Below are 26,239 nucleotides of genomic sequence, written 5' to 3'. Positions count from 1 at the left end.
GTCCCGGCCGTTCCTGCCCGCCGCGCCCTTCCGGGGTGCGGCCCGCTGTGATGGCGGGCCGGCACCGGCGGGGCGCCCGCGTGTTTCCCTTCCGCCTTCTGCCAGTTGAATCGTTGCCGTGCCGCCCTACGCCGGTCCTCCCGTCGCTTCCCGATCCGGTGATGCCGCCAGCCCCTTGCGGTTGCTGGCTTATCTCGCATTGGCCATCACCCTGATCGTGCTCGACGACCAGGCCGGCTGGCTGGCGCGCCTGCGCGAGCAGGCCAACAGCCTGGTGCAGCCGGTATGGGCACTGGCTGGCCTGCCCGGCAAACTCGGCAACCAGGTGAAGGATTCCGCCGCCAGCCACACCCAGCTGGTGACCGAGAACCGCGAACTGCGCAACCAGTTGCTGCTGGCCAACGCGCGCCTGACCCGCCTGCAGACCGCCGCGCTGGACAACGCCCAGCTGCGCGAACTGCTGAATGTGGCCGAGCGCAGTGGCCTGGACGTGCAGCTGGCGCCGATCCTGGATATCGACCTGGACCCGGTGAAGCAACGCCTGGTGCTCGATGCAGGTACCCGCGAGGGCGTGCACGTCGGCCAGGCGGTGATCGATGCCGGCGGCTTGATGGGGCAGGTGATCAGCGTCACCGGCGGCACTTCCACCGTGCTGCTGCTGACCGACCCCGACCACGCGGTGCCGGTCACCGTGGCCCGCAACGGCGTGCGCCTGATCGTCTACGGTCGCGGCGACACGCTGGAGCTGCGCGACATTCCGCTCAGCGCCGGGGTGGAAGTGGGCGATGAGATCGTCACCTCCGGCCTCGGCGGGCGTTTCCCGGCCGGCTTCCCGGTCGGCACCATCACCGGCCTGCGCCCGGACGATACCCATGCTTTCCTGGTCGGCGAACTGAAGCCGGCGGCGCAGCTCGACCGCGGTCGCGACGTGCTGCTGCTGCGCCCGGGGGCGGCAATTCGCTTGCCTGCGGCCAGCGAATTGCAGCCGACTGCACCTTCGGTGCAACCGGCCCCCGCACCCTCCCTTAACCCCCCGCCTTCGGCGCGTCCCCTTGAGCCGACCGCACCTTCGGCGCAACCGGCCCGCGCATCCTCCCTTACCCCCGCGCCTTCGGCGCGCCCCCCTCAACAAGAGGGGGGCTCTCCCCCAGCCGGCGCTCCGGTAGCGTCGGCCGCTGGCCGGCAACCGGCTCCGTCTTCGACGAAGCCGGTTGCCCCCGCATCCTCCCTTAACCCCGCGCCGTCGGCGCGCCCCCTTCAACAACAAGGGGGCTCCACTCCAGCCGGCTCTACGGTAGTGCCGGCCGCTGGCCTGCAACCGCAACCCACCCAGCCGCAGCCGGAGGCCCAGCGATGAGCCGCCTGCGCGACAATCCGTGGGTGCTGCCGGCCAGCCTGGTGGTGGCGCTGCTGCTGGGCCTGCTGCCGTTGCCGGCGCTGCTGCAGCCGTTGCGCCCGTACTGGCTGGCGCTGGTGCTGGCGTACTGGGTGATCGAAGCCCCCGAGCGCGTCGGCCTGGGCATCGCCTTCGCCAGCGGCGTGGTTGCCGACCTGCTGTACGGCGGCGTGCTCGGCGAACAGGCGCTGCGGCTGGTGATGCTGGCCTTCATCCTGCAGCGCTTCCGCGCCCGCATCCGCTTCTTCCCGATGTCGCAGCAGATGCTGGCCATCGGCGGCCTGCTGTTCAACGACCGCATCGTCAGCGCGCTGGTGCACATCCTGGTGGGTGAACCCACCCTGCCGTGGTCGTACTGGTGGGCACCGCTACTGGGCATGGGCCTGTGGCCGCTGGTGTTCGTGCTGCTGGACGCGGTGCGATTCGGCAAGCGCGGGCGCTGAGCCATGATCCCGCGCCGCCAGGTCAAGAACCCGCACGCCGAAGCCGAACAGTTCCGCCGTCGCGCGGCGCTGGGCTTCCTGGGCGTGCTGGTCTGCCTGCTGGGCCTGGGTGGCTGGTACTTCAAGCTGCAGGTGCTGGACCATGACGTCTACGCCACGCGCTCGGAAGCCAACCGCATCAAGCCGCGGCCGGTGGTGCCCGGGCGCGGCATGATCTACGACCGCAACGGCCGCCTGCTGGCCGAGAACGTGCCGGCCTTCCGCCTGGACGTGACTCCGGACAAGGTCAAGGACATGGACGCCACCCTGGAAGGGCTGGCGAAGATCATCAACATCAGCCCGGAAGAGCTGGAAGCGTTCAACAAGTCGCGCAAGGCGCGCCGCAAGTTCCTGCCGGTCACGCTGAAGCTGCGCATGAGCGACGAGGAGATGGCGCGCTTCGCGGTTGATCGCTGGCGCTTCCCCGGCGTCGAGCTGGAGCCCTACCTGACCCGCCGCTACCCGTATGGCGATCTGTTCGCGCACATCATCGGCTACGTCGGCCGCGTCGATGACAAGGACCTGGAGATTCTCGGCGAAGGCAATGCCGCGCTGACCCACATCGGCAAGTCCGGCCTGGAGCGCTACTACGAGCAGCAGCTGCGCGGCAAGGTCGGCTACGAGCAGGTCGAGACCAACGTGCAGGGCCGTGCGATCCGCACCATCGGCCGTGTCGCCGCGCAGTCCGGTGCCGACCTGCGACTGTCGATCGACGCCGACCTGCAGCGCGCCATGGTGGCCGCTTTCGGCGACCAGGAAGGCTCGGCGGTGGCGATGGACCCGCGTACCGGCGAAGTGCTGGCGATGGTCAGCCTGCCATCCTATGACCCCAATCTGTTCGTCAACGGCATTTCGCATGCCGACTTCAAGGCACTGAACGACAATCCCTCGCGGCCGCAGTTCAACCGCCTGGTGCTGGGTGGCGTCGCCCCCGGTTCCACGTTGAAGCCGCTGATCGGACTGGCCGGCCTCGATTCGGGCGTGCGCCGGCCCGAAGACAAAGTGCTTTCCACCGGCATGTTCTACCTGCCCGGTACTTCGCGCGGCTGGGGTGACTCGCACCGCGGCGGCCATGGCTGGACCGACCTGCGCAAATCCATCGCGCAGTCGGTCAACACGTACTACTACAAGCTGGCGCTGGACCTGGGCATCGAGCGTTTCGACCATTACATGGAGTACTACGGCTTCGGCCAGCCGACCGGGATCGACCTGACCGGCGAGATCGGCGGCATCCTGCCTTCGCCGGCCTACAAGCGGAAGAGCCGCAAGGAAGCCTGGTACCCCGGCGACACGGTCAACATCAGCATCGGCCAGGGCGACTGGAAGGTCACCCCTCTGCAGCTGGCGCGGGGTGTCAGTGGACTGGCCGACGGGCAGCTGCGCACGCCCCATCTGGTGATCCAGCAGCGCGCGGGGTTCGACCATGACTGGGTGGCGACCGACCCGGGCGAGAGCAAGCCGATCAGCCCGAACCCGAACAACCTGCAGGCGGTGCGCGAAGGCATGATGGCCACCATGCTGCCTGGCGGCAGTGCCGCACGCATGGCGGCCGGCGCTCCGTACACGATGGCCGGCAAGACCGGAACCGCGCAGGTCATCAGCCGCAAGGGCACCGCCGCGGTGAATCCCAAGAGCTTGCCGATGCACCTGCGCCACCGCGCGCTGTTCGTTGGCTTTGCGCCGGTGGACCAGCCGGTGATCGCGCTGGCGATCGCGGTGGAGGGCGGTGGTTACGGCGGCGCCGCGGCCGCGCCGATCGCCCGCAAGGTGTTCGACGCCTACCTGCTCGGCAAGATGCCCGAAGGCATGCAGCCGCTGGACAGCGAGCGCGGCACCACCGCCATCGGCGCCACTGCATTCGACAACGAAGATGTGGGCGCGCGCCAGGCGGGTGACCTCGCCGCGGCGCAGCTGGGTGAGCATCCGGTGCTGGTCGGCGTGCCTGCGCCCGAACCCGCGCCCGCACCGCAGCCGGGAACGCCGGCCGCCGCCGCGCTGCCGGCCACGCCGCGCCCGACCCCCGCGGAGCCCGCACGATGAGAGTGTTCCTGCGCTGGGCCGGCGACATGCTGCGCCGCTTCTTCAGCACGCTGGACTGGGTGCTGTGCCTCGCCCTGGGCGCGCTGATGGTGATTGGCCTGGCCACCTTGAAGAGCGCCGGTGGCGACGGCCTGGTGATGGCCCAGGGCGTGCGCTTCGCGGTGGGCATGGCCGCGCTGTGGGGCATCTCGAGGGTACCGATCCTGCGCATCCGCTCGGCCACGCCGATGATCTACGCGATCTCGATGATCCCGTTGCTGGCGGTGTTCGTGCTCGGCACCGGCAAGTACGGCCGGCAGTGGCTGGACCTGAAATTCTTCTACCTGCAGCCGGCCGAGCTGTTGAAGGTCAGCCTGCCCATGATGGTGGCGTGGTACCTGCACAAGATGCCGCTGCCACCGCGCTTCAGTACCGTGCTGACCGCGCTGGTCATCATCGGCGTGCCCACCGGCCTGGTGATGCTGCAGCCGGACTTTGGCACCGGCGTGCTGATCGCCGCCAGCGGCGTGTTCGTGCTGCTGCTGGCGGGCCTGCCATGGTGGTGGGTCGGTCTGGGCGTGGGCGGCGTCGCGGCGGTCGCTCCGGTGGCCTGGTTCTGGCTGCTGCGGCCGTACCAGAAGGACCGCATCATGATGTTCCTGGACCCGGAGATGGATGCGCTCGGGGCCGGCTGGAACATCATCCAGTCGAAGATCGCGATCGGTTCCGGCGGCTTCGACGGCAAGGGCTGGGGCGAGGGCTCGCAGTCGCACCTGAACTTCATTCCCGAACAGACCACCGACTTCGCGTTCTCGGTGCTGAGCGAGGAATTCGGCTGGATCGGCGTGGCCACCGTGCTGGCGCTGTACCTGGTGGTGATCGGGCGCTGCCTGTGGATTGCCAGCCAGTCGCGCGATTCCTATTCGCGCCTGCTGGCCGGCGCCACCGGCCTGGCGTTCTTCGTCTACGTGCTGGTGAACGGCGGGATGATCTCCGGCCTGCTGCCGGTAGTGGGCGTGCCGATGCCGCTGATCAGCTACGGTGGAACCTCGGCGGTATCGCTGCTGGCCGGTTTCGGGTTGGTGATGGCCGTGCGCAGTCACAACCCGGTGCACGGCGGCTACGGTTGAGTCCGGCGTCGGGGTCAGATCCCTTTTTCCACAGGAAAAAGGGATCTGACCCCACAGCTCGGCCACGGAGAGCAGGAGCACCATGACAGCTTCACGCAAGCGCCCGTTGCTAGCGTGCTGCGCGTGGAATGGAAACGACTGCTTGGCGGCTGCCGTGAGGTGGTGCGCACGATCGATCTGCCGTTGCTGGTCGCCTTGTTGATGCTGATGGGCGCGGGCCTGGCGGTGCTGCACAGCGTGTCCGGGCCAGTGGCCGGGCAGGCGGCGCGCTTTGCCGGTGGGCTGCTGGCCATGTGGCTGCTGTCGCGTGTTTCGCTGCTGCGCCTGCGCGCATGGACACCGGCGTTGTATGCCTTGTCGATGCTGCCGCTGGTGGCGGTGTACGTGATCGGCACCGGAAAGTACGGGCAGCGCTGGCTCAACCTGGGCGCGTTCTACCTGCAGCCGTCCGAGCTGCTCAAGCTCAGCCTGCCGCTGATGATGGCGTGGTACCTGCACCGGCAACCGCTGCCCCCTTCGCCGCGCACGGTGCTGACGGCCGCAGTGCTGATCGGCGTGCCGGCGGTGCTGATCCTGATGCAGCCCAACCTCGGCACCGCCACATTGGTGACTGCCAGCGGCGTGTTCGCATTGTTGCTGGCCGGACTGCACTGGGGCTGGGTGGCCACCGGCGCGGCGGGGCTGTCGGTGGCCGCACCGCTGGCGTGGTTCGGCCTGTTGCGGCAATACCAGAAGGATCGCGTACTGACCTTCCTCGACCCGGCAGCGGACCCGCTTGGTACGGGATGGAACATCCTGCAGTCGCGCATCGCGATCGGCTCCGGTGGCTGGGAGGGGCGTGGCTGGGGTCAGGGCACGCAGGCCACGCTGGATTTCCTGCCCGAGTACACCACCGACTTCGCATTTTCGGTGCTGGCCGAAGAGTTCGGCTGGCTTGGCGTGGTGACGCTGTTCGCGCTGTACCTGTTCGTGGTTGGCCGTTGCCTGTGGATTGCAGTGCATGCGCGCGACACCCATGCGCGGTTGCTGGCCGGCAGCCTGGGGCTGGCGTTCTTCGTCTACGTGCTGGTGAACGGTGGAATGATTTCCGGCCTGCTGCCGGTGGTGGGCATTCCGATGCCGCTGATCAGTTACGGCGGGACCTCGGCGGTCTCGCTGTTGGCCGGCATCGGGCTGGTGATGGCGGTGCGTGGGCACCGGCCTGTACACGGGGGATAGGGTTTCCAGCCAACGGCGCAGCCCCTCGTGGGTGGTCGCGTAACGCGGCTCATGTGTGGGGCGGGCACGGTGGGTTCGCGGGACACGCCGTAAACCCGTCCTTGGGGGCTCGATGGCGCCATCCATGGCGCCAACGGTCCCGCGAACCCACCGCGCCCGCCCCCTGACAGTTTTCGGGCGCGTCCACCCACGGAAAAGAAAAAGAAGATCAAAAGCAAAACCAGCTTGGCCGCCCGCTTCATTGCATCCTGCAGCGCCGAAGGCAGCGGCAGGAGCCGCTGCCAACGTCGCCCATGGCGGCGGCCCGAAGGGTGCCGGTCAGGACGACCGGCATAGCAGTGCTCGGCTCACGAGCAAGCGCAGCGCCGCGACCCGCTTTTGATCTTCTCTTTCTTCTCCGTGGATAGACGCGCACGGAACCTTGGCCTCACCCCTGAACTGCTTTGCGCGGCCACACACGAGGGGCTGCGCCGTTGGCTGGAGCCTTCCTGACTCTGCGCAATGCCCGTTGTGGAAGCGTTCTCACAACGCCGCACAGCAACACGCGCTCTGACCAAATTCCATAAAAAATGTTAGCTGGTTCACATTTTTACAGCGCGTTGATCTTGATCAATGGACTTGTCGTAATCGGCCTGCACAATGGCGGCCCGTTCGGCACGGCGCGCCGTCAATCGATGCAGCGCGAGGGGGCGTCGGGCGGGAAGCAGTACTGATCCAACGGGTACAGGGAGCGCGGGGTACTGCCACTGGGGAGCGGCAGCCGCGCAGGTACCGACCGGATCCGGTCGCCGGTTGCGTCTGCGGGGATGGGGACGCAACCGGCAACCTCTATCTGAATGGGGCGGGGTGATCACGACGTCTTCACATTTCCCGCTGAACGCGGGCAAATCGTTGTGATTCATGGTGTTAGGGGTTTTAATTCATCCATGACCTGCTAACCTGCGACGATGATTCGACGCACTCTGGCCTGCATGCTCACCCTCGGCCTGGTCGCCTGCGCGACCCAGCCGAAGTCCCCACCGTCTTCACCCCAGGCCAGCAGTACGCCGCGCCAGCCCGCCGCCAAGGCCCATGGCCCGGCCGAGGCCGCACCCGAAGCCACTGCCGCCACTGCGCCGCCGGTCGATCTCACCCCGGTGCCGTTCGAGGTCGCGCGGGCCCGCTTCATTGCCGATACCGCCAAGCGCTATGGCCTGAAGCCGGAGCAGATCAGCAACGTGCTCGACCAGGCGCAGGTGCGCCAGCCGATCATCGCGGCGATGTCGCGCCCGGCCGAGCGGGTCAAGCCGTGGAACGAGTACCGGCCGATGTTCATCAGCAAGGCACGCATCGACGGCGGTCGTGCGTTCCTGGCCCAGCACCGTGCCGAACTGGATCGCGTGCAGCAGCGCACCGGCGTCCCGGCCGAAGTGATCGTGGCGATCATTGGCGTGGAAACCAGTTACGGCAAGAACGCAGGCAGCCATCGCGTGCTGGATGCGCTGTATACGCTGGCGTTCTATTACCCGCGCAGCGGCGACCCGGCCAAGCTGGAACGCGAAGTGCGCCGCGAGCTGTTCTTCCGCGATGAGCTGGCCAAGCTGTTCGAGCTGGGCCGCGAAGAGAAACTGGACATCACTACGCTCAAGGGCAGCTATGCCGGCGCGATGGGCATGGGCCAGTTCATGCCGTCCAGTTACCTCGATTACGCCGTGGACGGTAATGGTGATGGCCGTCGCGACCTGTTCACCAGCTACGACGATGTGTTCTCGTCCATCGCCAACTACTTCGTGAAGAAGGGCGGCTGGGTGCGTGGCGGGCAGGTGGCCGTGCCGGCCACGCTGGCGCCGGGCCGCGAGGAATTCAACCCGACCGAATGGATGCCGACCTGGTCGCTGGCCGACCTGGCGCAGCGCGGCTACCAGCCGAGCGCAGCGGTGCAGCCGGGTGCCACCGCCACCCCGGTCACGCTGGAAGGCAGCGCCGGCAAGCAGTACTGGCTGGGCTTCCAGAACTATTACGCGATCACCCGCTACAACCTTTCGAAGATGTACGCGATGGCCGTGTTCCAGTTGTCCCAGGCCATCGCCGGACAGGAGCTGCCCCCGGCATGAACATCAGATGGCTGGTTCCAGGCTTGATCGTCCTCGCGTTGGCTGCCTGCAGCAGCGCGCCGAAGAAGCCGGCCACGGCCGGCCATGGTGGCAAGTCCGGCGGCACGCTGGTGCAGGGGCGTGGCTCGCGCCCGGCGCATTGCCCGGAAGGGTCGCCGTACGCGGCGGCCAAGGAAGACCTGAGCACCCGCGGCAATTACACCGCCGGTGGCCTGTACAAGCCGGGCGTGCGTGACAGCACGCCGGACTACGTTCCGAACGTCGCCTGCATTCCCGAGCCGGAAGTGACCGCCGAGCAACGCTCGGCGATCGGCAACAAGTCGCCGTACGTGGTGCTGGGCAAGTCGTACAAGGTGCTCGACGATACCCGCAACTACGTCGAGCGCGGCACCGCGTCGTACTACGGCGCCAAGTTCCATGGCCGCCTGACCTCCAACCGCGAGGTCTACGACATGTACCAGTTCACCGCCGCGCACAAGACGCTGCCGTTGCCCAGCTTCGCCCGCGTGACCAACCTGGACAATGGCGAATCGGTGATCGTGCGCGTCAACGATCGCGGCCCGTTCCATGATGGCCGCGTGGTCGATCTCAGCTATGCCGCCGCCGTGCGCTTGGGCATCACCCAACGCGGTACCGGCAACGTCGAAGTGCGCGCGCTGCAGCCGGGCGAGAGCAACCTGATGGCGCAGAAGCCGTCGCGCCGCGAGCGTCGTGCCGCCGAAGCGGCTGCCGCAGTGGCCAGCGCGCGGCCCGCAGCGACCGCGCGCGGCACCGCCGACAGCGATATCGATCGCCTGGTCAAGCGCCTGCCGGCCGACGGCATGCCTGCGCGTGGCCAGCCGGCCACCACCCAGGGCGTGGCCAGCGCCGTGCCGGATGTGGCGGTCAGCAGCCTGCCGCCGAGTGCGCCGCCGCCGCGCAGCACCGCGCCGGCACCGGTTGCGGTCGCCAGTGCCGCGCCGCGCGCCGTCGCGCCCGCACCGGTGCGCGACGCCACGTCGGCAGCACCCAGCCTGTCGCAGCAGGTGGTGGGCGCGGTGATGGTACAGGTCGCCAGCTTCTCCAACCGCGACAATGCCAACCGTGCGATGGGGCAGCTCAACGCCGCTGGCATCGTCGGTGCGACCATCAGCGACATTGCCGCCGGTGGCCGCACCCTGTTCCGCCTGCGCGTTCCCGCCAGCGACCATGCCAGTGCTGCGGAACTTGTCGGGCGCATCGCCGGTCTGGGCCTGGGTTCGCCGCAGATCGTCAAGGATTGATCCGCGTGGGCCGGTGCTGCCGGCCCATGCTCCCCCGGCCTTACAATGGCCGTTACGTTCCACCCTCCATTCCTGGCCGTCCCCTGGAGCCTGCTGTCCAATGAATTTCCGTTCCGCCGCCACCGCCCTGGCCGCCACCCTGGTGGTGGGCCTGGCTTCCGCCCAGACACCGCTGCCGACCCCGGCCACGCCGGCGCCTGCCGCCGCTGCCCCGGCCACCGTTGCCACCCCGCCGGCCCCCGCGCCGAGCGTGTCCAAGGCCTGGATCCTGATGGACTACGCCACCGGCCAGGTGCTGGCTGGCGAGAACGTCCACGAGCAGCTGGCACCGGCCAGCATCACCAAGGTGATGACGTCCTACGTGATCGCCGCCGAGGTCAAGAACGGCAAGGTTCGTGCGGATGACCAGGTGATGATGAGCGAGCGCGCCTGGCGCGAAGGTGGCGCCGGCACCGACGGCAGCTACAGCGGCTTCCCGGTCAACCAGACCGCACGCCTGGAGGACATGGAAAAGGGCATGGCGATCCAGTCCGGCAATGACGCCGCGATCGCCCTGGCCGAGCACGTGGCCGGCAGCGAAGAAGCCTTTGCGTCGCTGATGAACAGCTACGCCGCCAAGATCGGCATGAAAAACTCGCACTTCGTCAACGCCCACGGCCTGACCGCCGAAGGCCACCACAGCACCGCCTATGACCTGGCGCTGCTGGGTCGCGCGATGGTGCGTGATTACCCGGAAACCTACGCGTACAACAAGATCAAGGAATTCCAGGTCGGCAACATCAAGCAGCCGAACCGCAACCTGCTGCTGTGGCGCGATGGCAGCGTGGACGGCATCAAGACCGGCCACACGTCCGAAGCCGGCTACTGCCTGATGAGCTCGGCCCAGCGTGGCGACCAGCGCCTGATCGCCGTGGTGCTGGGCGGCGCGTCGGAGAAGCAGCGTGCCGACGACAGCCTGGCCCTGCTGAACTGGGGCTTCCGCTTCTTCGAGACCCACCGCCTGTACGAACCGGGCAAGGCCGTGGCCGAGCACAAGGTCTGGAAGGGCACCAGCGACAAGGTGCAGCTGGGCGTGGCCCAGCCGATGCTGGTGAGCGTGCCGCGCGGCCGCTACAACGACCTGAAGCCGAGCATCGATGTGCCCAAGACCCTGGAAGCCCCGTTCACCGCCGGCCAGCAGATCGGCACCGTGAAGGTCACCCTGGATGGAAAGGTCATCGCCGAGGCACCGCTGGTAGCGGTGGCCGCCGTCGAGCAGGCCGGCTTCTTCAAGCGCCTGTGGGACAGCTTCTGGATGTGGTGGGAATCGGAATGATCCACGTCCCGGCGTGGTGAACGGAAAAGGCCGGCGAATGCCGGCCTTTTTTTTGCCTGTATCGGCGCTGTCGGGCCGGGTCAGGTACGTGGAATTGGTACACGTCCGATGGGTTTGCCAGCGTGTCCGGCCGAGCATGTGCGCATCAGGACTGCCGGGCACTGCGGCTGTCCGTCCCATCCCAGAGGAGTACATGCCAATGACCATGCGCACACTGATATCCGTGATTTCCCCAACGACGCGTTGCGCTGCGCGCCGCACCCCGCTGGCAGTGGCGCTGGCGGGAGCCTTGATGCTGCCGGCAGCCCTGGCTGTCGCAGCAGCGGACCACGGGGACTGCGCCAATGAAGCAACCAATGCGGAGCGTGAGCGCTGCCCCCGTGACCAGGGGCTGACCAGGTCGAGTGTGCTTGCCACCAAGGTTGAACTTGGCGATGGCGCCGTAGCGGGGGGCGCGCGCGATATTGCCATCGGCAATTTCGCGAAGACGGACAGCTCACGCTCGCCGGGCACTGATTCGCCTGACTACTCGATTGCGATCGGACCCGGTGCAGAGGTGGCGGGCGGAGGTTCGCTGGCGCTGGGCGGCGGCGCCAGCGTGGACGGCGCCGCAACCACCAAGATGAAGGCGGTAGCCTTGGGCAATGCCAGCACTGTTTCGGCCGAAGGTGGCGTGGCAGTGGGCTATGAAGCGACCGCCAGCCACAGCAACAGTGTGGCGCTGGGAGCCGGGGCGACCACCCATGCGGACAATACGGTATCGGTGGGCAATGGCGTCGACAATCGCCGCATCACCAATATGGCTGACGGTACGATTGCTGCAGGCAGTACCGATGCCATCACCGGCGCGCAGCTGTTCTCGACCAACGAGCGCGTTGAGCGGGTGGAGAGTGACGTCGATACGATCAAGGACGATGCCTCGAAGCTGGGTGCCCGGGTGGATTCGCTGGGAAGCGACGTTGGCGGATTGCAGGCGCGCATGTCCGGCGCAGAAGGCTCGCTGAAGACGCTGAGTGATGACGTCGCAGGCCTTGCTGACGGCTCCTCCGGCATCGTGACCCATGATTCCGCTACAGGCGTGGTGAGCGTGGCGGCCGGCAAGGGCGGCACTGTGGTGGATTTCGCAGGGGGGGATGGCAACCGGCGCCTGAGTGGCGTGGCCAATGGCCTCAACGATGATGATGTGGTGACCATTGCGCAGCTGCGGGCGGCGGGCGCGATTGACCCGGTCAGCGGTGAGACGCTGAGCGTACTCACCTATGACGATGCAAGCCTGTCCAGGGCCTCGCTCGGCGGAACGGGGGGCACCGTGCTGGACAAGGTCGCCGCAGGCCAGATTGGCCAGTTCAGCATGGAAGCCGTCAATGGCAGCCAGCTGTGGCAGATGAATGCCAACTGGGAAGCCCAGTGGCGACAGATGGACGACCGGCTGGGTTCGATCGAACGTGGGATCGAGGAGGGTTCCATTGGTGGCCCGGGCACCGGAGATCCCGGCACGGGCAATCCCGGTGTCTCCCCCGGTACCGGTGAGGGATCGGTGGCCATTGGCGAAGGGAGCGATGCCTCCGGCAAGGGCGCGATCGGCCTCGGCAATGGAAGTGCGGCATCCGGCGCTGGCTCGGTGGCCGTGGGCGAGGGCAGTGTGGCCTCGGGCACGGGCTCGGTTGCCATGGGCGAAGGCGCCAGTGCGACGGGCAACAACTCGGTTGCTGTCGGTGCCGGATCTACGGCTGACCGCGACAGTGAGTTCTCGGTAGGCTCCCAGGGTAATGAGCGCGTCGTCAGCAATGTCGCGGCCGGTGTACGCCCGACCGATGCCGTGAACGTGCAGCAGATGGATGATCGCTTCAAGGCCGAACGTGAGTACACCGATGGCCGCTTCAACGCGATGGACAAGCGGCTTGACCGCATGGGGGCGATCAGCGCGGCCTATGCGGGCATGGCGATCAACACCGCCGGCTTGAGCGGCAACAACCGTTTGGGTGCGGGTGTCGGTTCGCAGAACGGGCGTTCGGCGTTGGCCGTGGGTTACCAGCGGATACTGGGCGAGAAGAAGAACGTCTCGGTGTCCTTGGGCGGCGCCTTCAGTGGTAGTGACCAGAGTGTTTCCGCCGGTGCGGGTTTCAGCTGGTAAAGCGGTAGCGCCGGACCACGCCCAGGCGCGGTGAACGAAAAGGCCGGCGAAAGCCGGCCTTTTTTTGTTGGATCCGGTGTGCCGGCCAGCGGCCGCCACTCACATTACAGCGCGCGGCTGATGGTGAAACTGCCGAACACCGGCGCTTCGCGCTGGCCGTTGAACTCGCGCGTGCTGTGGTAACGCGCCATTGCAAACTTCCAGCGCCCACGCATCACGGCCACGCCGTAGCCGCCGTAGGCCACCACATGGCGCTTGTCCACGCTGTGACTGTTGCGGAAGGTGTTGCCGTCCAGCGTGATGTCGCGGATCACCCAGGCGACGTCCGAGGTCGCGAACAGGTGCCATGACCAGCCATTGGGGCGACCGCCGCGGGTCGGTGCCGTGTTTTCACCGGCCGGGCGCAACGGCGTGCTGCCGAAGTCGTCCGGCAGCTTCCAGCCGAAGCGCACTTCACCGCCGAAGTTGGCCTTGGTTTCCAGGTTGCCGATGGAGCCGCCGTAGTGGCTGATCGCGTCCCAACCCCAGCCGTCGGCATTGATGCTGGCATCACCCGGCCAGCGGCGCATGCGCTCATGGGTCAGCATGAAGAGCGGCTCGTTGTGCAGCTGGTTGTCCCAGCCCTTGAATTTCTCGTCGCCCAGCACTTCGTGCACGGCATTCTGCACCTGCCTTCCCTGTGCCCACGGGCCAACCACGCCCAGCGTCAGCTGGGTGGTCTGCAGGCGGTCGCCGCTGCGCGCATTGAAACCGAAGTTTGCGATCAGTACGCCGGCGTAAGGGCGGTCATCCTCGATCAGGTCCCTGCGGCTGAAATCGGTCGGGGTGAAGATGCCCTGGCCAATGCTGAAGATCATGTTCTGCTGTTCGAACCTGCCCGGATGCAGGCCTTCCAGATACCGGTTCACCCAGCGCGCCATGCGCGGCAGGCATGGGTCGTCGGTGTAATCGACCAGGTTTGGCGAGACCAGGGTCAACAGCGCACCGTTGGTATAGCCCTGGTCCTGGTGGCGGCCGCCAAACAGATCGTTGTCGACGCGGAAATTGACCTGCGGCGGGTGATCGCGCATCGCGTCCGGGCCACATTGTTCGGCCGCCTGGGCGGCAAGGGGGAGGGTAGCGGCCATCAGGCCGGCCAGCCCGAGGGCTGCGACACTACGCATGGATGGAATGCTCATGGGGAAGGGGGCGATTTTCTGTCGTTTTCTGCAACGTTACGGTACTCGCGCCCGCGTCCCGGAACGAGCACGTTCGGATCACTTGTCTGTTCCGAAAACAACATTGTCCGGCGGACACAATTCGTTACCCGCGCACGCGCCGCGGGCTTGGTGTGAAGGCGACCGCAGGGACGCCCGCACGGTGCCGGGCCCAGTGCGGGACAGGGGATTTTAGTCAGCTGTTGTTTGGCTTTGGCCCGGACATCCGGGGGCACCTGCAACGCAGCAGGCCGCCGGTGCCGTCTTTGACGTTGATGAATACTCTTGGGTTTGTTGCCCTGCGGCCCGATAATGGGGCCATGGAAATCAAGTCCGACAACCCCGACCACGGCTTCCAGTTCCCCGGCCAGTTCGAGCTCAGTGCCATGGGCCCGGCCAACCGCGGCCTGGAGCATGAGCTTCCCCGTCTGCTGCTGGCTGCCGGCATTGATGTGGTGAACGAACGCATCAGCTGGAAGCACTCGTCCAACGGCAAGTACGTGTCCGTGCGTATCGTGTTCAAGGCCGAGAGCCGCGAGCAGTACGACCTGGCGCACCAGGCACTGCGCGACCACCCGGAAGTGAAGTGGACGCTGTAGCCGACAGCTGCCCGGCCGAAGCCGCCCCGGAAGACCGCGCGCCGCGTCCGGCGGTGGTCCGTGACCTCGGCCGCCAGGCTTATGAACCGGTGTGGCGCGCGATGCAGCGCTTCACCGACCAGCGCAGCGACGCCGATGCCGACGAGCTGTGGGTGGTGGAACACGATCCGGTGTTCACCCTGGGCCAGGCCGGCAAGGACGAGCATGTGCTGGCGCCGGGCGAGATCCCGGTGCTGCACGTGGACCGCGGCGGCCAGGTGACCTATCACGGCCCCGGCCAGATCGTGGTCTATCCATTGCTGCGCCTGCCGCGGCTGGGCATCGGCGTGCGCGACTACGTGTGCCGCATCGAGCAGGCCCTCATCGATACCCTGGCCGAGTGGAACATCGGCGCCGAGCGCCGAGAGGGCGCCCCGGGCGTCTATGTCGGTGGCGCCAAGATCGCCGCGCTCGGCATCCGCGTGCGCCGGGGATGCACCTTCCATGGCCTGGCGTTCAACGTGTCCATGGACCTGGAACCCTTCCACCGCATCAACCCCTGTGGCTATCAGGGGTTGCAGGTGACCTCGGTGGTAGACTTGGGCGGCCCCTCAGGGATGGAAGCCGTCAAGCCGGTGCTGCTGGACCACCTGGCCCGCCAGTTCGGCCTGCTGCTGCAGCACACGCCGGAACTGCCCGATCTTTCTGCGGCCGCCTGACCGCCCCCCGGAACTGCCATGACTGAAACCACCGCCCGTTCCATTCCCCTGCAGATCGTGCAGGGCGACTCCCCGTCCGCCGCGCCGTTGCAGGCCGGGGTCAAGCAGCTGGGCGGTGACAAGATCAACCGTTCGCCGGTGCAGTTCGCCGACGCACCGGTGCTGCGCAAGCCTTCCTGGATCCGCGTGCGCATTCCCTCGGGCAATGCCGTGCAGAACCTGAAGGCCAAGCTGCGCGAGAACCGCCTGGTGACGGTGTGCGAGGAAGCCAGCTGCCCGAACATCCACGAATGCTTCGGGCATGGCACCGCCACCTTCATGATCCTCGGCGAGGTCTGCACTCGCCGCTGCTCGTTCTGCGACGTGGCCCACGGCCGCCCGAAGCCGCCGGATGCCAACGAGCCGGCCAGCCTCGGCCAGACCGTGGCCGACATGGGCCTGAAGTACGTGGTGGTGACCAGCGTCGACCGCGATGACCTGCGCGATGGCGGTGCCCAGCACTTCGTCGACTGCATCACCGCCATCCGCGCGAAGTCGCCGGGTACCCGCATCGAAGTGCTGACCCCCGATTTCCGCGGCAAGGGCCGCATGGAGCGCGCGCTGGAAATCCTGGCGCAGAACCCGCCGGATGTGTTCAACCACAACATCGAGACCGTGCCGGACCTGTACCGCAACGTGCGCCCGGGTGCGGACTACCAGTGGTCGCTGAACCTGCTGAAGAACTTCAAGGCGCAGCATCCTGAGGTGCCGACCAAGAGCGGCATCATGCTGGGCCTGGGCGAAGAGTTCGAACAGATCAAGGCCACCATGCGCGATCTGCGCGCGCACGACGTGGACATGATCACCATCGGCCAGTACCTGCAGCCGACCGCGCATCACCACCCGGTGCTGAAGTACTGGACCCCGGAAGACTACAAGGCGCTGGAAGACTACGGCTACGAGCTGGGCTTCAGCCACGTGGCGTCCGGCCCGATGGTGCGCTCGTCGTACCACGCCGACGTGCAGGCCAAGGGCGCCGGCATTTCCTGAGGTGGGTGCGGACCGTTGGTCCGTACGCCTTCGCCAGCCATGGCCCGGCGCTGCCAATGGGGGCCACCACCATGGTGGGCGCGGAGCGTTGGCCCGCACGCCTTTGCCTGCATTCACAATTTGCTACACCGGCCCCGCTAGGCTGGTTTTCCACCGAGCGCGGCCGGGTGACAAACCCGGCAACTTTCGGCACTGTCGTGGTGTCTTAACACCCCGCAGTCTCTCCCTTGGCAAGGCGCCTTCGAGCACGTCAATGAAATTCAAAGCCCCCGCATTCCTGATGGCCCTGGCGCTGGTCGCGCCGCTGGCGCTGGCGGCCAAGGCCGACTCGCCCGCATTGCCCGCGGCGGCCACCGCCGATCAGGTGACCACCTCCAAGCTGGTGTACGGCCTGTTGTCCGACAGCCGCTACGCCTACCGCCCGCGCGCGCTGGACGAGGCCACCTCCAAGGACGTATTCAAGCGCTACCTGGAGACGCTGGACGGCGGCAAGCAGTACTTCACCCAGGCCGATGTGGCGCGCTTCGCGCCGTTCGAAGCGAACATTTCCTCGGCCATCCGTGGCGGCGAGCTTGAGCCAGCGTTCCAGGTGTTCGCGGTCTACAAGCAGCGTGTCGGCGAACGCGTGGCCTATGCGCGCAAGCTGCTCAGGCAGGAGCCGGACTTCACCACCGACGAGCGCTTCGAATACGACCGCAAGAAGGTGCCGTGGGCGGCCAGCAGCGCCGAGCTGGATGAACTGTGGCGCAAGTCGGTCAAGAACGATTGGCTGCGCCTGAAGCTGGCCGGCAAGAAGCCGGACGACATCCGCAAGACGCTGGACAAGCGCTACGCGACGCTGGAGAAGTCGGTCAACGAGCTGAAGGGCGAAGATGTCTTCCAGTTCTTCATGAACTCGTACACCAGCGCGGTCGATCCGCATACCGACTACTTCACCCCCCGCACCGCCGAGAACTTCAACCAGGCGATGTCGCTGTCGCTGGAAGGCATCGGTGCGCAGCTGCAGCGCCAGGACGATGTGGTGGTGATCCGCGAGATCATCGCCGGCGGTCCGGCTGCGGTGGACGGCACGCTGAAGCCGGGTGACCGCATTGTCGGCGTTGGCCAGGGCAAGTCCGGCCTGGTCGAGGACGTGATCGGCTGGCGCATCGACGATGTCGTGGCCAAGATCCGCGGCGCCAAGGACACCCAGGTCAAGCTGGAATTCATTCCGGCTGCCGAAGGTGCCGACGGCAAGCACCACACGCTGGTGCTGACCCGCCAGAAGGTGCGCCTGGCCGAACAGGCTGCCAAGGGCGAGACCATGAGTATTCCGGCTGCCAATGGCGAACCGGCGCGGAAGATCGGCGTGATCAAGCTGCCGACCTTCTACCAGGACTTCGAAGGCCGTCGCCGCAATGCCACCGACTACGCCTCGGCGACCCGCGACGTGGCCAAGCTGCTGGCCGGTTTCAAGAACGACAAGCTGGACGGTGTGGTGCTGGACCTGCGCAACAACGGTGGTGGTTCGCTGGATGAAGCCATCGAACTGACCGGCCTGTTCATCGAGCAGGGCCCGGTGGTGCAGGTGCGCGAGTCCGGTGGCCGCATCACCGTCAACAGCGACCGCAACCAGGGCGTGGCGTGGGACGGCCCGCTGGCGGTACTGATCAACCGTGGCTCGGCCTCGGCCTCGGAGATCTTCGCCGGTGCCATCCAGGATTACGGTCGTGGCCTGGTGATCGGTGAAACCAGCTTCGGCAAGGGCACCGTGCAGAACATCGTCGACCTTGATCGTTGGCCGAGCGGCGAGACCCAGCGCTTCGGCCAGGTCAAGCTGACCATCGCCCAGTTCTTCCGCATCAGCGGCAGCAGCACCCAGCACAAGGGTGTGGTGCCGGACCTGGCCTTCCCGGCCAGCGTCGATGCCACCGAGTTCGGCGAAAGCACCTACGACAACGCCCTGCCGTGGACCCGCATCGCCGCCGTGCCGCACACCCAGTACGGCAACTTCGCGCCGCTGCTGCCGAAGCTGGAAACCCGCCATGACGCGCGCATTGCCGCCGACAAGGAATTCCAGTGGTGGAACGAGGATGTGCAGCAGTTCCGCACCGAGGCCGCGAAGAAGTACATCTCGCTCAACGAGGCCACGCGCCGCACCGAGCGTGAGCGCCAGGACACCCAGCGCAAGGAGCGCCAGGTGATGCGCAAGGAGCTGGGCCTGGCCCTGGATCCGTTGGCTGATGACAGCAGCGACGATGGCCTGACCGGCAACGAGCGTGACATCGTCAAGGATGCCGCGCGCGAGAAGGCTGCCGAGAAGCGTCCGGACCCGCTGCTGCGCGAGTCGGCCTCGATCCTGGCCGACGCGGTGAACCTGCTGGCCAACGACCGTCCGCTGTCCGCACAGGTGCTGCCGCAGTCCACCGGCGCCGGCCGCTGGGCGGACTGAGCCGGCGACGGCATGTGATACCCGAGGGGCCGGCATTGCCGGCCCCTCGGCGTAAAAAGGGACCGTAAAAGGGACCGTAAAAGGGGACGGAGGGAATTAAGTCGTTTGTGGCAGAAACGACGTAATTCCCTCCGTCCCCTTTTACGTGCATGAACCGGGAGCAACGTGGGAGGCCATGTCGACCTGCCGCACACGGGGGCGGGACTACCCTTGGTGCTTCCGTTCTCGCAGGAGTACCCATGCGGGCCTCCCGTCTTTCCGGCGCTGCCGTGGCACTCACCAGCGCCCTGATCCTCTCGGCCTGTGGTGGCCGTGCCGCCGACAGCACCCTGCTGCGCGAATCCTTCGACTCCGGAGATACCTTCTCGCGCACGGTCGATGGACACCCCGCCGATGCCTGCGAGGCGGCGCGGCGCACCCTGCTCAGCCAGGGCTATGCGATTGCCCGCTCCGACGAGGCGCAGGTGGAGGGCAACAAGAACTTCCAGCCGCGCGAGGATGACCATGAGCAGCTGGTGCTGCGCATCTCCTGTGCGCCGCGTGGCAGCCAGGCGCTGGTGTTCGTCAGCGCGGTGCAGGACCGCTACGCCCTGAAGAAGAGCCCGACCTCGGCCAGCGTCGGCGTGGGCGCGCTGGGTTCGGTATCGCTGCCGTTCGGCAGCAATGACGATTCGCTGGTGAAGGTGGCCAGCAGCACGGTCACCGACGCCGAGTTCTATCGTCGCTTCTTCCAGCGCCTGCAGCAGTACCTGCCGGCGGCGACGGGCAAACCTGCGCCATCGCCATCGCCATCGCCATCGCCGGAAGCGGCGCCGGAACCCGCAGCGGCGGTCCCGGACCAGGGTTGAGCGTGCGCGGCAGGTGGCTGATTGCAGCCCTGCTGCTGGCGCCCGCGTGGGTCGGGGCAGCGCCATCTCCGGACTGTGCGCAGGGCCTGCTGCAGCGGCTGGGATGGCGCTTCGAAGAAGCGTCGCTCGGTGCACCGCAGGTGCAGGGAGGGCCTGTGTGCACGCGTGCTTCTCTGGCTGCTTCACAGGCGGCCGGTGACATGCGCGTGCGGTGGCCGGCTGCGCTGTCCGCCGGCGCGCGGCAGGCACTGCTGCAGCAGCTGCTGGATGACCCGGCCACGGTCTGCGCCTATGCCTTCGAGCTGGGGGCGGCCACGCGGCGCGCGACCTCTGCATTGCAGGGCAATCCCTCGTTCCGCTTCTCCGGCCCGCAGTTGGGCTGGATCGGCTTTGGCCTGCACGGCGCGCCGGCACAAGGCTGGCAGCGCACGCGCAGTTTCGGCCGTGGCTTCGTGCCCAGTGCGGGCAACAGCCAGGCGCTGCAGGCGTTCTACAGCGGTGCCGTGCGTGCCGAGTGCGGTGTCGGCCGCCAGGTTGCGCAGCTGGCCGCCCAGCGCGAGCTGTATGGCGATACCGCGTTCGATGCTGAGTTCGCTGCGGATGAGCTGTCGATCGGTACCTTCCTGGCCCTGCACGAGACCGACAGCATCCTGCTCGGCGCGCATGCCGGTGATTTCTTCGCCGATGGCAAGGCGGTGCGCACATCGGCGATGGGACGCCAGGCCTTTGTCGGCGTGCCTGGTTTCATTGAGCACGTGTACGACAAGGGCACCCTGGATGACCTGAGCAACCAGGCCGAGAACTTCGTGGTGGTCGACGTCGGCGAGGGCGCTGCGCAGGCCCTGGCGCAGCACGGCGGCCTGGCCTGGTACGACCAGCGCAATGCCGAGTTGTGGACCCTGGCGCAGGGCATCCCGCGCATCGGCCAGCGCTACTTCGAGCGACTGCTTTTCGAGCGCGACCCTCGCCTGCGTGCACGGCTGGCGCCGCGCTACCACGATACGCTGGCACGCATGGACCACTTGCTGGACGATCCGTTCTACCGGCAGTTCGTGATCTATGTGCATCCGCGCGGTATACGTCCGATTGGCTACCACATCGCCCGCCTGCTCGATCGCAACCCGCGCACGCCGTTTTCAATCGACCTGGCGGTGCACAATCTGCATACCACGCTCTACCGGCGTTGGCGCGAGGCGCAGCTGCGCCACTGCGCGGCTACCGGCAGGCCAGGCAGCCTGACCCTAGACCCCAACTGAAGGTGAAACAATGGATATTGCAATGATCGGCCTCGGCCGCATGGGCGCCAACATGGCCCAGCGCCTGCATCGCGGCGGCCACCGCGTGGTCGGCTACGACCCGGGCGAAGGTGCCCGCCAGCGCGCCGCCGAGGCCGGCCTGGAGGTGGTTGATTCGCTGGCCGCCGCCGTGGCCGCGCTGCCGGTACCGCGCGTGGTGTGGCTGATGGTGCCGGCCGGCGAAACCGTCGACCAGACGCTGGGCCAGCTGACCCCGCACCTGGCCGAGGGTGACATCGTCATCGACGGCGGCAACTCCAACTACCAGGACTCGATCCGCCGCGCCAAGGCGCTGGCCGAGGACGATCTGGGCTATGTCGACTGCGGCACCAGTGGTGGCGTGTGGGGCCTGCAGGAAGGCTACAGCCTGATGGTCGGTGGCGAAGCCTCGGTGGTGGAGCAGATTGCACCGCTGCTGCGCACGCTGGCTCCGGCCGAGGATCGTGGCTGGGGGCGTGTCGGCCCGTCCGGCGCCGGCCACTTCACCAAGATGGTCCACAACGGCATCGAGTACGGAATGATGCAGGCCTATGCCGAAGGCTTCGCGCTGATGGAGCGCAAGCAGGAGATGGAGCTGGACCTGGCCCAGGTGGCCGAGGTGTGGCGCCACGGCAGCGTGGTGCGTTCGTGGCTGCTGGACCTGAGCACCGAAGCCCTCAAGCGCAATCCGTCGCTGGATGGCATCGCGCCGTATGTGGAGGATTCCGGCGAAGGCCGCTGGACTGTCGCCGAAGCCATCGCGCTCGATGTGCCGGCACCGGTGATCACGCTGTCGCTGCTGGAACGCCTGCGTTCGCGTGAATCCAATTCGTTCACTGATCGCCTGCTGTCGGCGATGCGCAACGAATTCGGCGGCCACGCCATCAAGAAATCGTAAGCACCGCGGTGCGGTGGGGTCAGAGCCCTTCGGCGTTGCCGAAGGGCTCTGACCCCAGGCAGATCGGGGTCGGATCCCTTTTCGCAGGAAAGGGCTCTGACCCCATACAGCCAGTCGAGCATGGCTCGACTCTACAAAAGCCTTCTCCGATCGTTCCCACGTCATCCACGCATGGCGTGGATCTACTGGTCAATCCAACGCGATTCGCCGCCCTTCGCGCGCGCTGTCCATGCCGGCCTGCAGCAACCGCATCAGCTGCAGCGCCTGCACCGGACTGACCGCCGGCTCGCCATCGCCCTGCATCGCTGCAGCGAACTGCGCATACAGCCGCCGGTAATCGCCCGGCAGGTTGTCGACCGTCGTGCGTTGCACGTTGTCCTCGGCGTCGCAACGCAGCAGCTCGCCATGCCGCGGATCAATGCCCCAGCCCGGCGCTCCCGGTGCCACGCCACGGCGCAGCTGCGCCTCCTGCACATCCAGTCCGTGCTTGATCCAGCTGCCATTGCGGCCATGCACTGCGAAGTGCGGCGTGGGTGCAGCCACCATCGAACCGGCGTGCACGATCGCGCGGTGCCGCGGGTAGTGCAGCACCGCGTGGAAGTAATCGATGCCGCTGCCGCCTTCGCGCTGCACGGCCAGATCGGCATCGATCGCCTCGGGCCAGCCGAACAGCACCAGCATCTGGTCCAGCAGATGCGGGCCAAGGTCGTACCACAAGCCGCTTCCCGGACCGTTCTGTTCGCGCCAGCGGTCGCGCACCTGAGGCCGGTAGCGATCGAAATGTGCATGGCACTCGGCGACGTCGCCCAGCGCGCCTTCGGACAGCAGCGCCTGCAGGGTGAGGAAGTCGGCGTCGAAGCGCCGGTTCTGGAACACGGTGACGATGCGTCCGGCGTCGCGCGCTGCAGCCAGCACCGTTTCCGCTTCGGCCACATCCAGTGCGAACGGCTTGTCGACCAGCACGTGCTTGCCCGCCGCCAGCGCGGCGATCGCCAGCGGCGCGTGTTGCGCGTTCGGTGTGGCGATCACCACCGCATCCACTGCTGGATCGTCGAACACGTCCTGGGGCGTGGCGCGCACGTGCACGTCGCTGAACACGCGCAACAGGGTGTCGCGTTGCGAACTGACGATGCTGTGCAGCGCCAGGCCCGGTGTGTGCTGGATCAGCGGCGCATGGAAGACGCGGCCGGCGAGGCCGTAGCCGACCAGGGCCAGTTGCAGGTCGGGGCGCATGGCAGAGGGCTCCGGCAATGGGGAAGGGCAGGGTAAACGACGGCGGCGGACAGGCCAAAACTGAACCGTTGCCGTTGGAAACGCTTCGATTCACGGCGGCATGACCGCAACGCCACGCCTGCTCTACGGCCGCTTGTCCAGACTGGCAGCACATTCCGAAGGAGTACGACACGATGAGCAACACTACCCGAACGCTGATTGCTTATGCCCTGACGCTGGGCCTGGCGCTGTCCTCCTCGGCTGCATTCGCCAAGGACCCGGCCGCGAAGAGCCCGCCGACCAGCACCCATCCGACGACCCATGCCGATCGCCATGACTCCAATGAGCCGGTGACCGACAGCTGGATCACCACCAAGGTGAAGGCCGACCTGCTGGCCAGCAGCAACGTCCCGGGCACTGAAATCAAGGTGGAAACCGTGAACGGCGTGGTCAGCCTGAGCGGTGCCGTGGCGACCCAGGCCGAGAAGGACAAGGCGGTCACCACCGCCAAGAGCATCAAGGGCGTGACCCGCGTCGATGCTGCGGCATTGAAGGTCAGCGCCGCAGCCAAGCGCTGAATCCGGTGGGCGCCCCGGCATGGGGCGCCCGCTGCATGGGGTTCCCATAACCTGTTCAGGCAACCCGGCTGGAAACTCCAGAGTTGTGACCGCCTGCGCTATATTGCCGGTTCCGCCGCAGCCGGGTTCGTCCCGGCCAACGCTTCGCGGCTGAGCTGACGAGGAACTATGGCGCTGGTTTTCAGTGACGACATCTGGGACCGCTGGCGGTTGCCGGCCCTGGCGCTGGCCGCTGCCGCGATCATCGTGGTGCCGTGGTTGACCCTGCGCAAACTGCAGCAGGACAGTGAACAAGCGATGGCCTGGGTCAACCACACCCAGGCCGTTGGCGTGGCGCTGCAGCAACTGCAGGCCGACGTGCGCGATGTCGAATCGGCGGCATTGACCCTGTCCAAGGGTGTGGATGCCCCCGGCCTGCGCGAGCGCATGGCCAGGGCCGACGAGATTCCCGGGCGCCTGGCCGAACTGGGGCGGATGACACGCGACAATCCGGATCAGCTGATCCGGATCGGTCGCATTGAATCGATGCTGGAGGGCCGCTTGGCCGTGGCCCGCGATCTGGCCAGGTCCGAACCGAACTCCGACCAGCATGAGCTGGTACAGGACCTGAGCACGCGTTATCCGATTCGTGGGCTGGTGGAAGAGCTGCAGGCCAGCGAGCAGAAGCTGCTCACGCTTCGTGCCGAGCAGGCCGCGCGCCAGCGCAAGCAGACCGAACTGGTGTCGTGGAGTTCGCTGGTGATCCAGCTGGCGCTGCTCGGACTGGTGCTTTGGCTGTTGCAGCGGCAGATCGGCCGCCGCCTGCAAGCGGAGCGGCAATCGCTGCGCTCGGCCGCGCGTGCGGCCTCGGTGCTGCAGACCGTACGCGAACCGATCGTGCTGCTCGACCGCGACCTGCGCGTGCAGCTGCACAACCCGGCATTCGCCGAGCTGTACGGCCTGCAGGACGAGCGCGCTGATGGCCTGTTGCTGGAGACGGTTGGCGACAATGCCTGGCAGGATCCGGTGGTGCGGCAGCGGCTGTCCGACGTACTGTCGCGTGGCCGCGAACTCTGGGACTTCGAGCACGAGCAGCGCACCGCCGACGGCATGGTGCGCTACATGTTGCTCAATGCACGGCGCATGCCGCTGCCCGACACCGATGACGAAGTGGTGCTGCTGACCATCAGCGACGTCACCATGCAGCGCGCGGTGCAGCTGCGGGTGGAAGAGCTGAACCGCCAGCTGGAAGGCAAGGTTGCGCAGGTGTCCGAGGTCAACAGGGAACTGGAGGCCTTCAGCTATTCCGTCTCGCACGATCTGCGCGCGCCGCTGCGCCATGTGGCCGGATTCTCCGACAAGCTGTCGCGCCACCTTGGCGAGCAGGCCGACGACAAGAGCCGCCACTACCTGGAGGTGATCTCCAGTTCGGCCCGGCGCATGGCGGCGCTGATCGACGACCTGCTGGTCTATTCGCGGCTGGGCCGCGTGGCGATGCGCCAGCAGGCGGTGGACATGCAGTCGCTGGTGGCCGATACCCGCGCCATGCTCGATTCCAACCTGCAGGCCGAGGCCGAGAACAGCGGCCATGCGCACCAGGTGGAGTGGAGCATCGCACCGCTGCCGATCGTGGTGGGCGACGAGAACATGATCCGCCAGGTCTGGCTGAACCTGCTCGGCAACGCGGTGAAGTACTCGGGCAACCGCGAGCCGGCGAAGATCCGCGTGGATTACCAGCAGCAGCCCGATGGTGGCCATCAGTTCACGGTCAGCGACAATGGTGCAGGCTTTGACATGGCCTACGCCGGCAAGCTGTTTGGTGTGTTCCAGCGCCTGCACAAGGCCAGCGACTACCCGGGTACCGGCATCGGCCTGGCCAGCGTGCGCCGCGTTCTGACCCGCCATGGCGGCCGTATCTGGGCCGAGGCCGAACCGGACGTCGGCGCCACCTTCCACTTCTACCTGCCTCCCGCGATCGACGCGGACAAACAAGGGCCCTCTGCATGACCACTCTGCGCACCATTCTTCTCGCCGAAGACAGCCCGGCCGATGCCGAAATGGCGATCGACGCCCTGGAAGAGGCGCGTCTGGCCAATCCCATCGTGCACGTCGAAGACGGCGTGGAAGTGATGGACTACCTGCTGCGCCGCGGCGCCTTCGCCAGCCGCGAGGAAGGCCTGCCGGCGGTACTGCTGCTGGACATCAAGATGCCGCGCATGGATGGCCTGGAGGTGCTGCGGCAGATCCGCGAGCACGAAGAACTCAAGCGCCTGCCGGTGGTGATCCTGTCGTCCTCGCGCGAGGAAAGCGATCTGGCCCGCAGCTGGGACATGGGCGTGAACGCCTACGTGGTCAAGCCGGTGGACGTGGACCAGTTCTTCGGCGCGGTGCAGACACTGGGCAAGTTCTGGGCGTTGATCAACCAGGCACCGGAACTCGAGTGAGCCC

21 protein-coding genes are annotated in these 26,239 nt (G+C 67.1%); 19 read left to right on the top strand and 2 right to left on the bottom strand.

Translation table 11 applies throughout. From position 1 onward, the window contains the following. The first annotated feature begins 118 nt into the window (after positions 1–118). From mreC to B9Y82_RS15630, 9 genes are all read left to right on the top strand, one after another. Complete coding sequence (mreC, locus tag B9Y82_RS15670) at positions 119–1,357, top strand: rod shape-determining protein MreC (protein WP_100473948.1); 1,239 nt, start codon at positions 119–121, stop codon at positions 1,355–1,357. Further along, a complete protein-coding gene (gene mreD / locus B9Y82_RS15665) occupies positions 1,354–1,839 on the top strand; it encodes a rod shape-determining protein MreD (RefSeq protein WP_049470244.1) in 486 nt (161 codons plus the stop codon). The genes mreC and mreD overlap by 4 nt, the downstream gene beginning before the upstream one ends. Positions 1,840–1,842: 3 nt before the next feature. Further along, positions 1,843–3,918, top strand: coding sequence for a penicillin-binding protein 2 (mrdA, locus tag B9Y82_RS15660; protein ID WP_100473947.1), 2,076 nt, complete (start codon positions 1,843–1,845; stop codon positions 3,916–3,918). Beyond that, entirely contained in the window at positions 3,915–5,027 is a 1,113-nt protein-coding gene (gene rodA, locus B9Y82_RS15655; RefSeq protein ID WP_100473946.1) for a rod shape-determining protein RodA, read from the top strand. Before mrdA ends, rodA (B9Y82_RS15655) begins: the two co-directional genes overlap by 4 nt. Before the next feature lie 123 nt (positions 5,028–5,150). Beyond that, positions 5,151–6,245: a rod shape-determining protein RodA gene (gene rodA, locus B9Y82_RS15650; protein WP_202908158.1), complete on the top strand. Its 1,095-nt coding sequence runs from the start codon at positions 5,151–5,153 to the stop codon at positions 6,243–6,245. 947 nt (positions 6,246–7,192) lie between these two features. Continuing rightward, a complete protein-coding gene (mltB, locus tag B9Y82_RS15645; RefSeq protein WP_100473944.1) occupies positions 7,193–8,338 on the top strand; it encodes a lytic murein transglycosylase B in 1,146 nt (381 codons plus the stop codon). Continuing rightward, a complete protein-coding gene (locus B9Y82_RS15640; protein ID WP_100473943.1) occupies positions 8,335–9,600 on the top strand; it encodes a septal ring lytic transglycosylase RlpA family protein in 1,266 nt (421 codons plus the stop codon). The genes mltB and B9Y82_RS15640 overlap by 4 nt, the downstream gene beginning before the upstream one ends. Positions 9,601–9,700: 100 nt before the next feature. Next, on the top strand, positions 9,701–10,915 hold the full coding sequence (locus tag B9Y82_RS15635; RefSeq protein WP_100473942.1) for a D-alanyl-D-alanine carboxypeptidase family protein: 1,215 nt from the start codon (positions 9,701–9,703) through the stop codon (positions 10,913–10,915). Positions 10,916–10,952: 37 nt separating this feature from the next. Next, the gene (locus B9Y82_RS15630; RefSeq protein ID WP_100473941.1) at positions 10,953–13,049 is read left to right on the top strand and encodes a YadA family autotransporter adhesin; all 2,097 of its coding nucleotides are present in this window, start codon (positions 10,953–10,955) and stop codon (positions 13,047–13,049) included. Between the two features lie 104 nt (positions 13,050–13,153). Here B9Y82_RS15630 and B9Y82_RS15625 read toward each other — a convergent pair whose 3' ends face one another. Beyond that, positions 13,154–14,212: a lipid A deacylase LpxR family protein gene (locus B9Y82_RS15625; protein WP_202908128.1), complete on the bottom strand. Its 1,059-nt coding sequence runs from the start codon at positions 14,210–14,212 to the stop codon at positions 13,154–13,156. Between the two features lie 353 nt (positions 14,213–14,565). Between B9Y82_RS15625 and B9Y82_RS15620 the strand changes: the two genes are divergently transcribed. From B9Y82_RS15620 to gnd, 7 genes are all read left to right on the top strand, one after another. Continuing rightward, the gene (locus tag B9Y82_RS15620; RefSeq protein WP_005411067.1) at positions 14,566–14,844 is read left to right on the top strand and encodes a YbeD family protein; all 279 of its coding nucleotides are present in this window, start codon (positions 14,566–14,568) and stop codon (positions 14,842–14,844) included. Continuing rightward, the gene (gene lipB / locus B9Y82_RS15615) at positions 14,832–15,542 is read left to right on the top strand and encodes a lipoyl(octanoyl) transferase LipB (RefSeq protein ID WP_006470564.1); all 711 of its coding nucleotides are present in this window, start codon (positions 14,832–14,834) and stop codon (positions 15,540–15,542) included. The genes B9Y82_RS15620 and lipB overlap by 13 nt, the downstream gene beginning before the upstream one ends. An 18-nt stretch (positions 15,543–15,560) precedes the next feature. Continuing rightward, the gene (gene lipA / locus B9Y82_RS15610) at positions 15,561–16,571 is read left to right on the top strand and encodes a lipoyl synthase (RefSeq protein WP_100473939.1); all 1,011 of its coding nucleotides are present in this window, start codon (positions 15,561–15,563) and stop codon (positions 16,569–16,571) included. A gap of 253 nt (positions 16,572–16,824) precedes the next feature. Further along, the gene (locus B9Y82_RS15605) at positions 16,825–19,002 is read left to right on the top strand and encodes a carboxy terminal-processing peptidase (RefSeq protein ID WP_100473938.1); all 2,178 of its coding nucleotides are present in this window, start codon (positions 16,825–16,827) and stop codon (positions 19,000–19,002) included. Positions 19,003–19,241: 239 nt separating this feature from the next. Further along, positions 19,242–19,850 (top strand): DUF2242 domain-containing protein, encoded by a 609-nt coding sequence (locus B9Y82_RS15600; RefSeq protein ID WP_100473937.1) that lies wholly within the window; start codon positions 19,242–19,244, stop codon positions 19,848–19,850. Between the two features lie 17 nt (positions 19,851–19,867). Next, the gene (locus B9Y82_RS15595) at positions 19,868–21,106 is read left to right on the top strand and encodes a hypothetical protein (protein WP_100475252.1); all 1,239 of its coding nucleotides are present in this window, start codon (positions 19,868–19,870) and stop codon (positions 21,104–21,106) included. 10 nt (positions 21,107–21,116) lie between these two features. Further along, positions 21,117–22,022, top strand: a complete 906-nt coding sequence (gene gnd / locus B9Y82_RS15590; RefSeq protein WP_014648435.1) for a phosphogluconate dehydrogenase (NAD(+)-dependent, decarboxylating) — start codon at positions 21,117–21,119, stop codon at positions 22,020–22,022. A 189-nt stretch (positions 22,023–22,211) separates the two neighbouring features. Here the strand turns inward: gnd and B9Y82_RS15585 are convergent, their stop codons facing one another. Next, on the bottom strand, positions 22,212–23,255 hold the full coding sequence (locus B9Y82_RS15585; protein ID WP_100473936.1) for an oxidoreductase: 1,044 nt from the start codon (positions 23,253–23,255) through the stop codon (positions 22,212–22,214). Positions 23,256–23,428: 173 nt separating this feature from the next. On the opposite strand from B9Y82_RS15585, the gene B9Y82_RS15580 reads away from it, so the two are divergent. From B9Y82_RS15580 to B9Y82_RS15570, 3 genes are all read left to right on the top strand, one after another. Continuing rightward, entirely contained in the window at positions 23,429–23,812 is a 384-nt protein-coding gene (locus tag B9Y82_RS15580; RefSeq protein ID WP_100473935.1) for a BON domain-containing protein, read from the top strand. 168 nt (positions 23,813–23,980) lie between these two features. Further along, positions 23,981–25,798 (top strand): sensor histidine kinase, encoded by a 1,818-nt coding sequence (locus B9Y82_RS15575; RefSeq protein WP_100473934.1) that lies wholly within the window; start codon positions 23,981–23,983, stop codon positions 25,796–25,798. Continuing rightward, complete coding sequence (locus B9Y82_RS15570) at positions 25,795–26,235, top strand: response regulator (protein ID WP_087923644.1); 441 nt, start codon at positions 25,795–25,797, stop codon at positions 26,233–26,235. Before B9Y82_RS15575 ends, B9Y82_RS15570 begins: the two co-directional genes overlap by 4 nt. Positions 26,236–26,239 lie beyond the last annotated feature (4 nt).

The sequence above is a fragment of the Stenotrophomonas maltophilia genome, from assembly GCF_002799155.1.
GTDB classification, from domain to species: Bacteria; Pseudomonadota; Gammaproteobacteria; order Xanthomonadales; family Xanthomonadaceae; genus Stenotrophomonas; species Stenotrophomonas maltophilia_R.
Note: the sequence above shows the minus strand (reverse complement) of the source record. Positions and strands in the feature narration are given on the sequence as shown.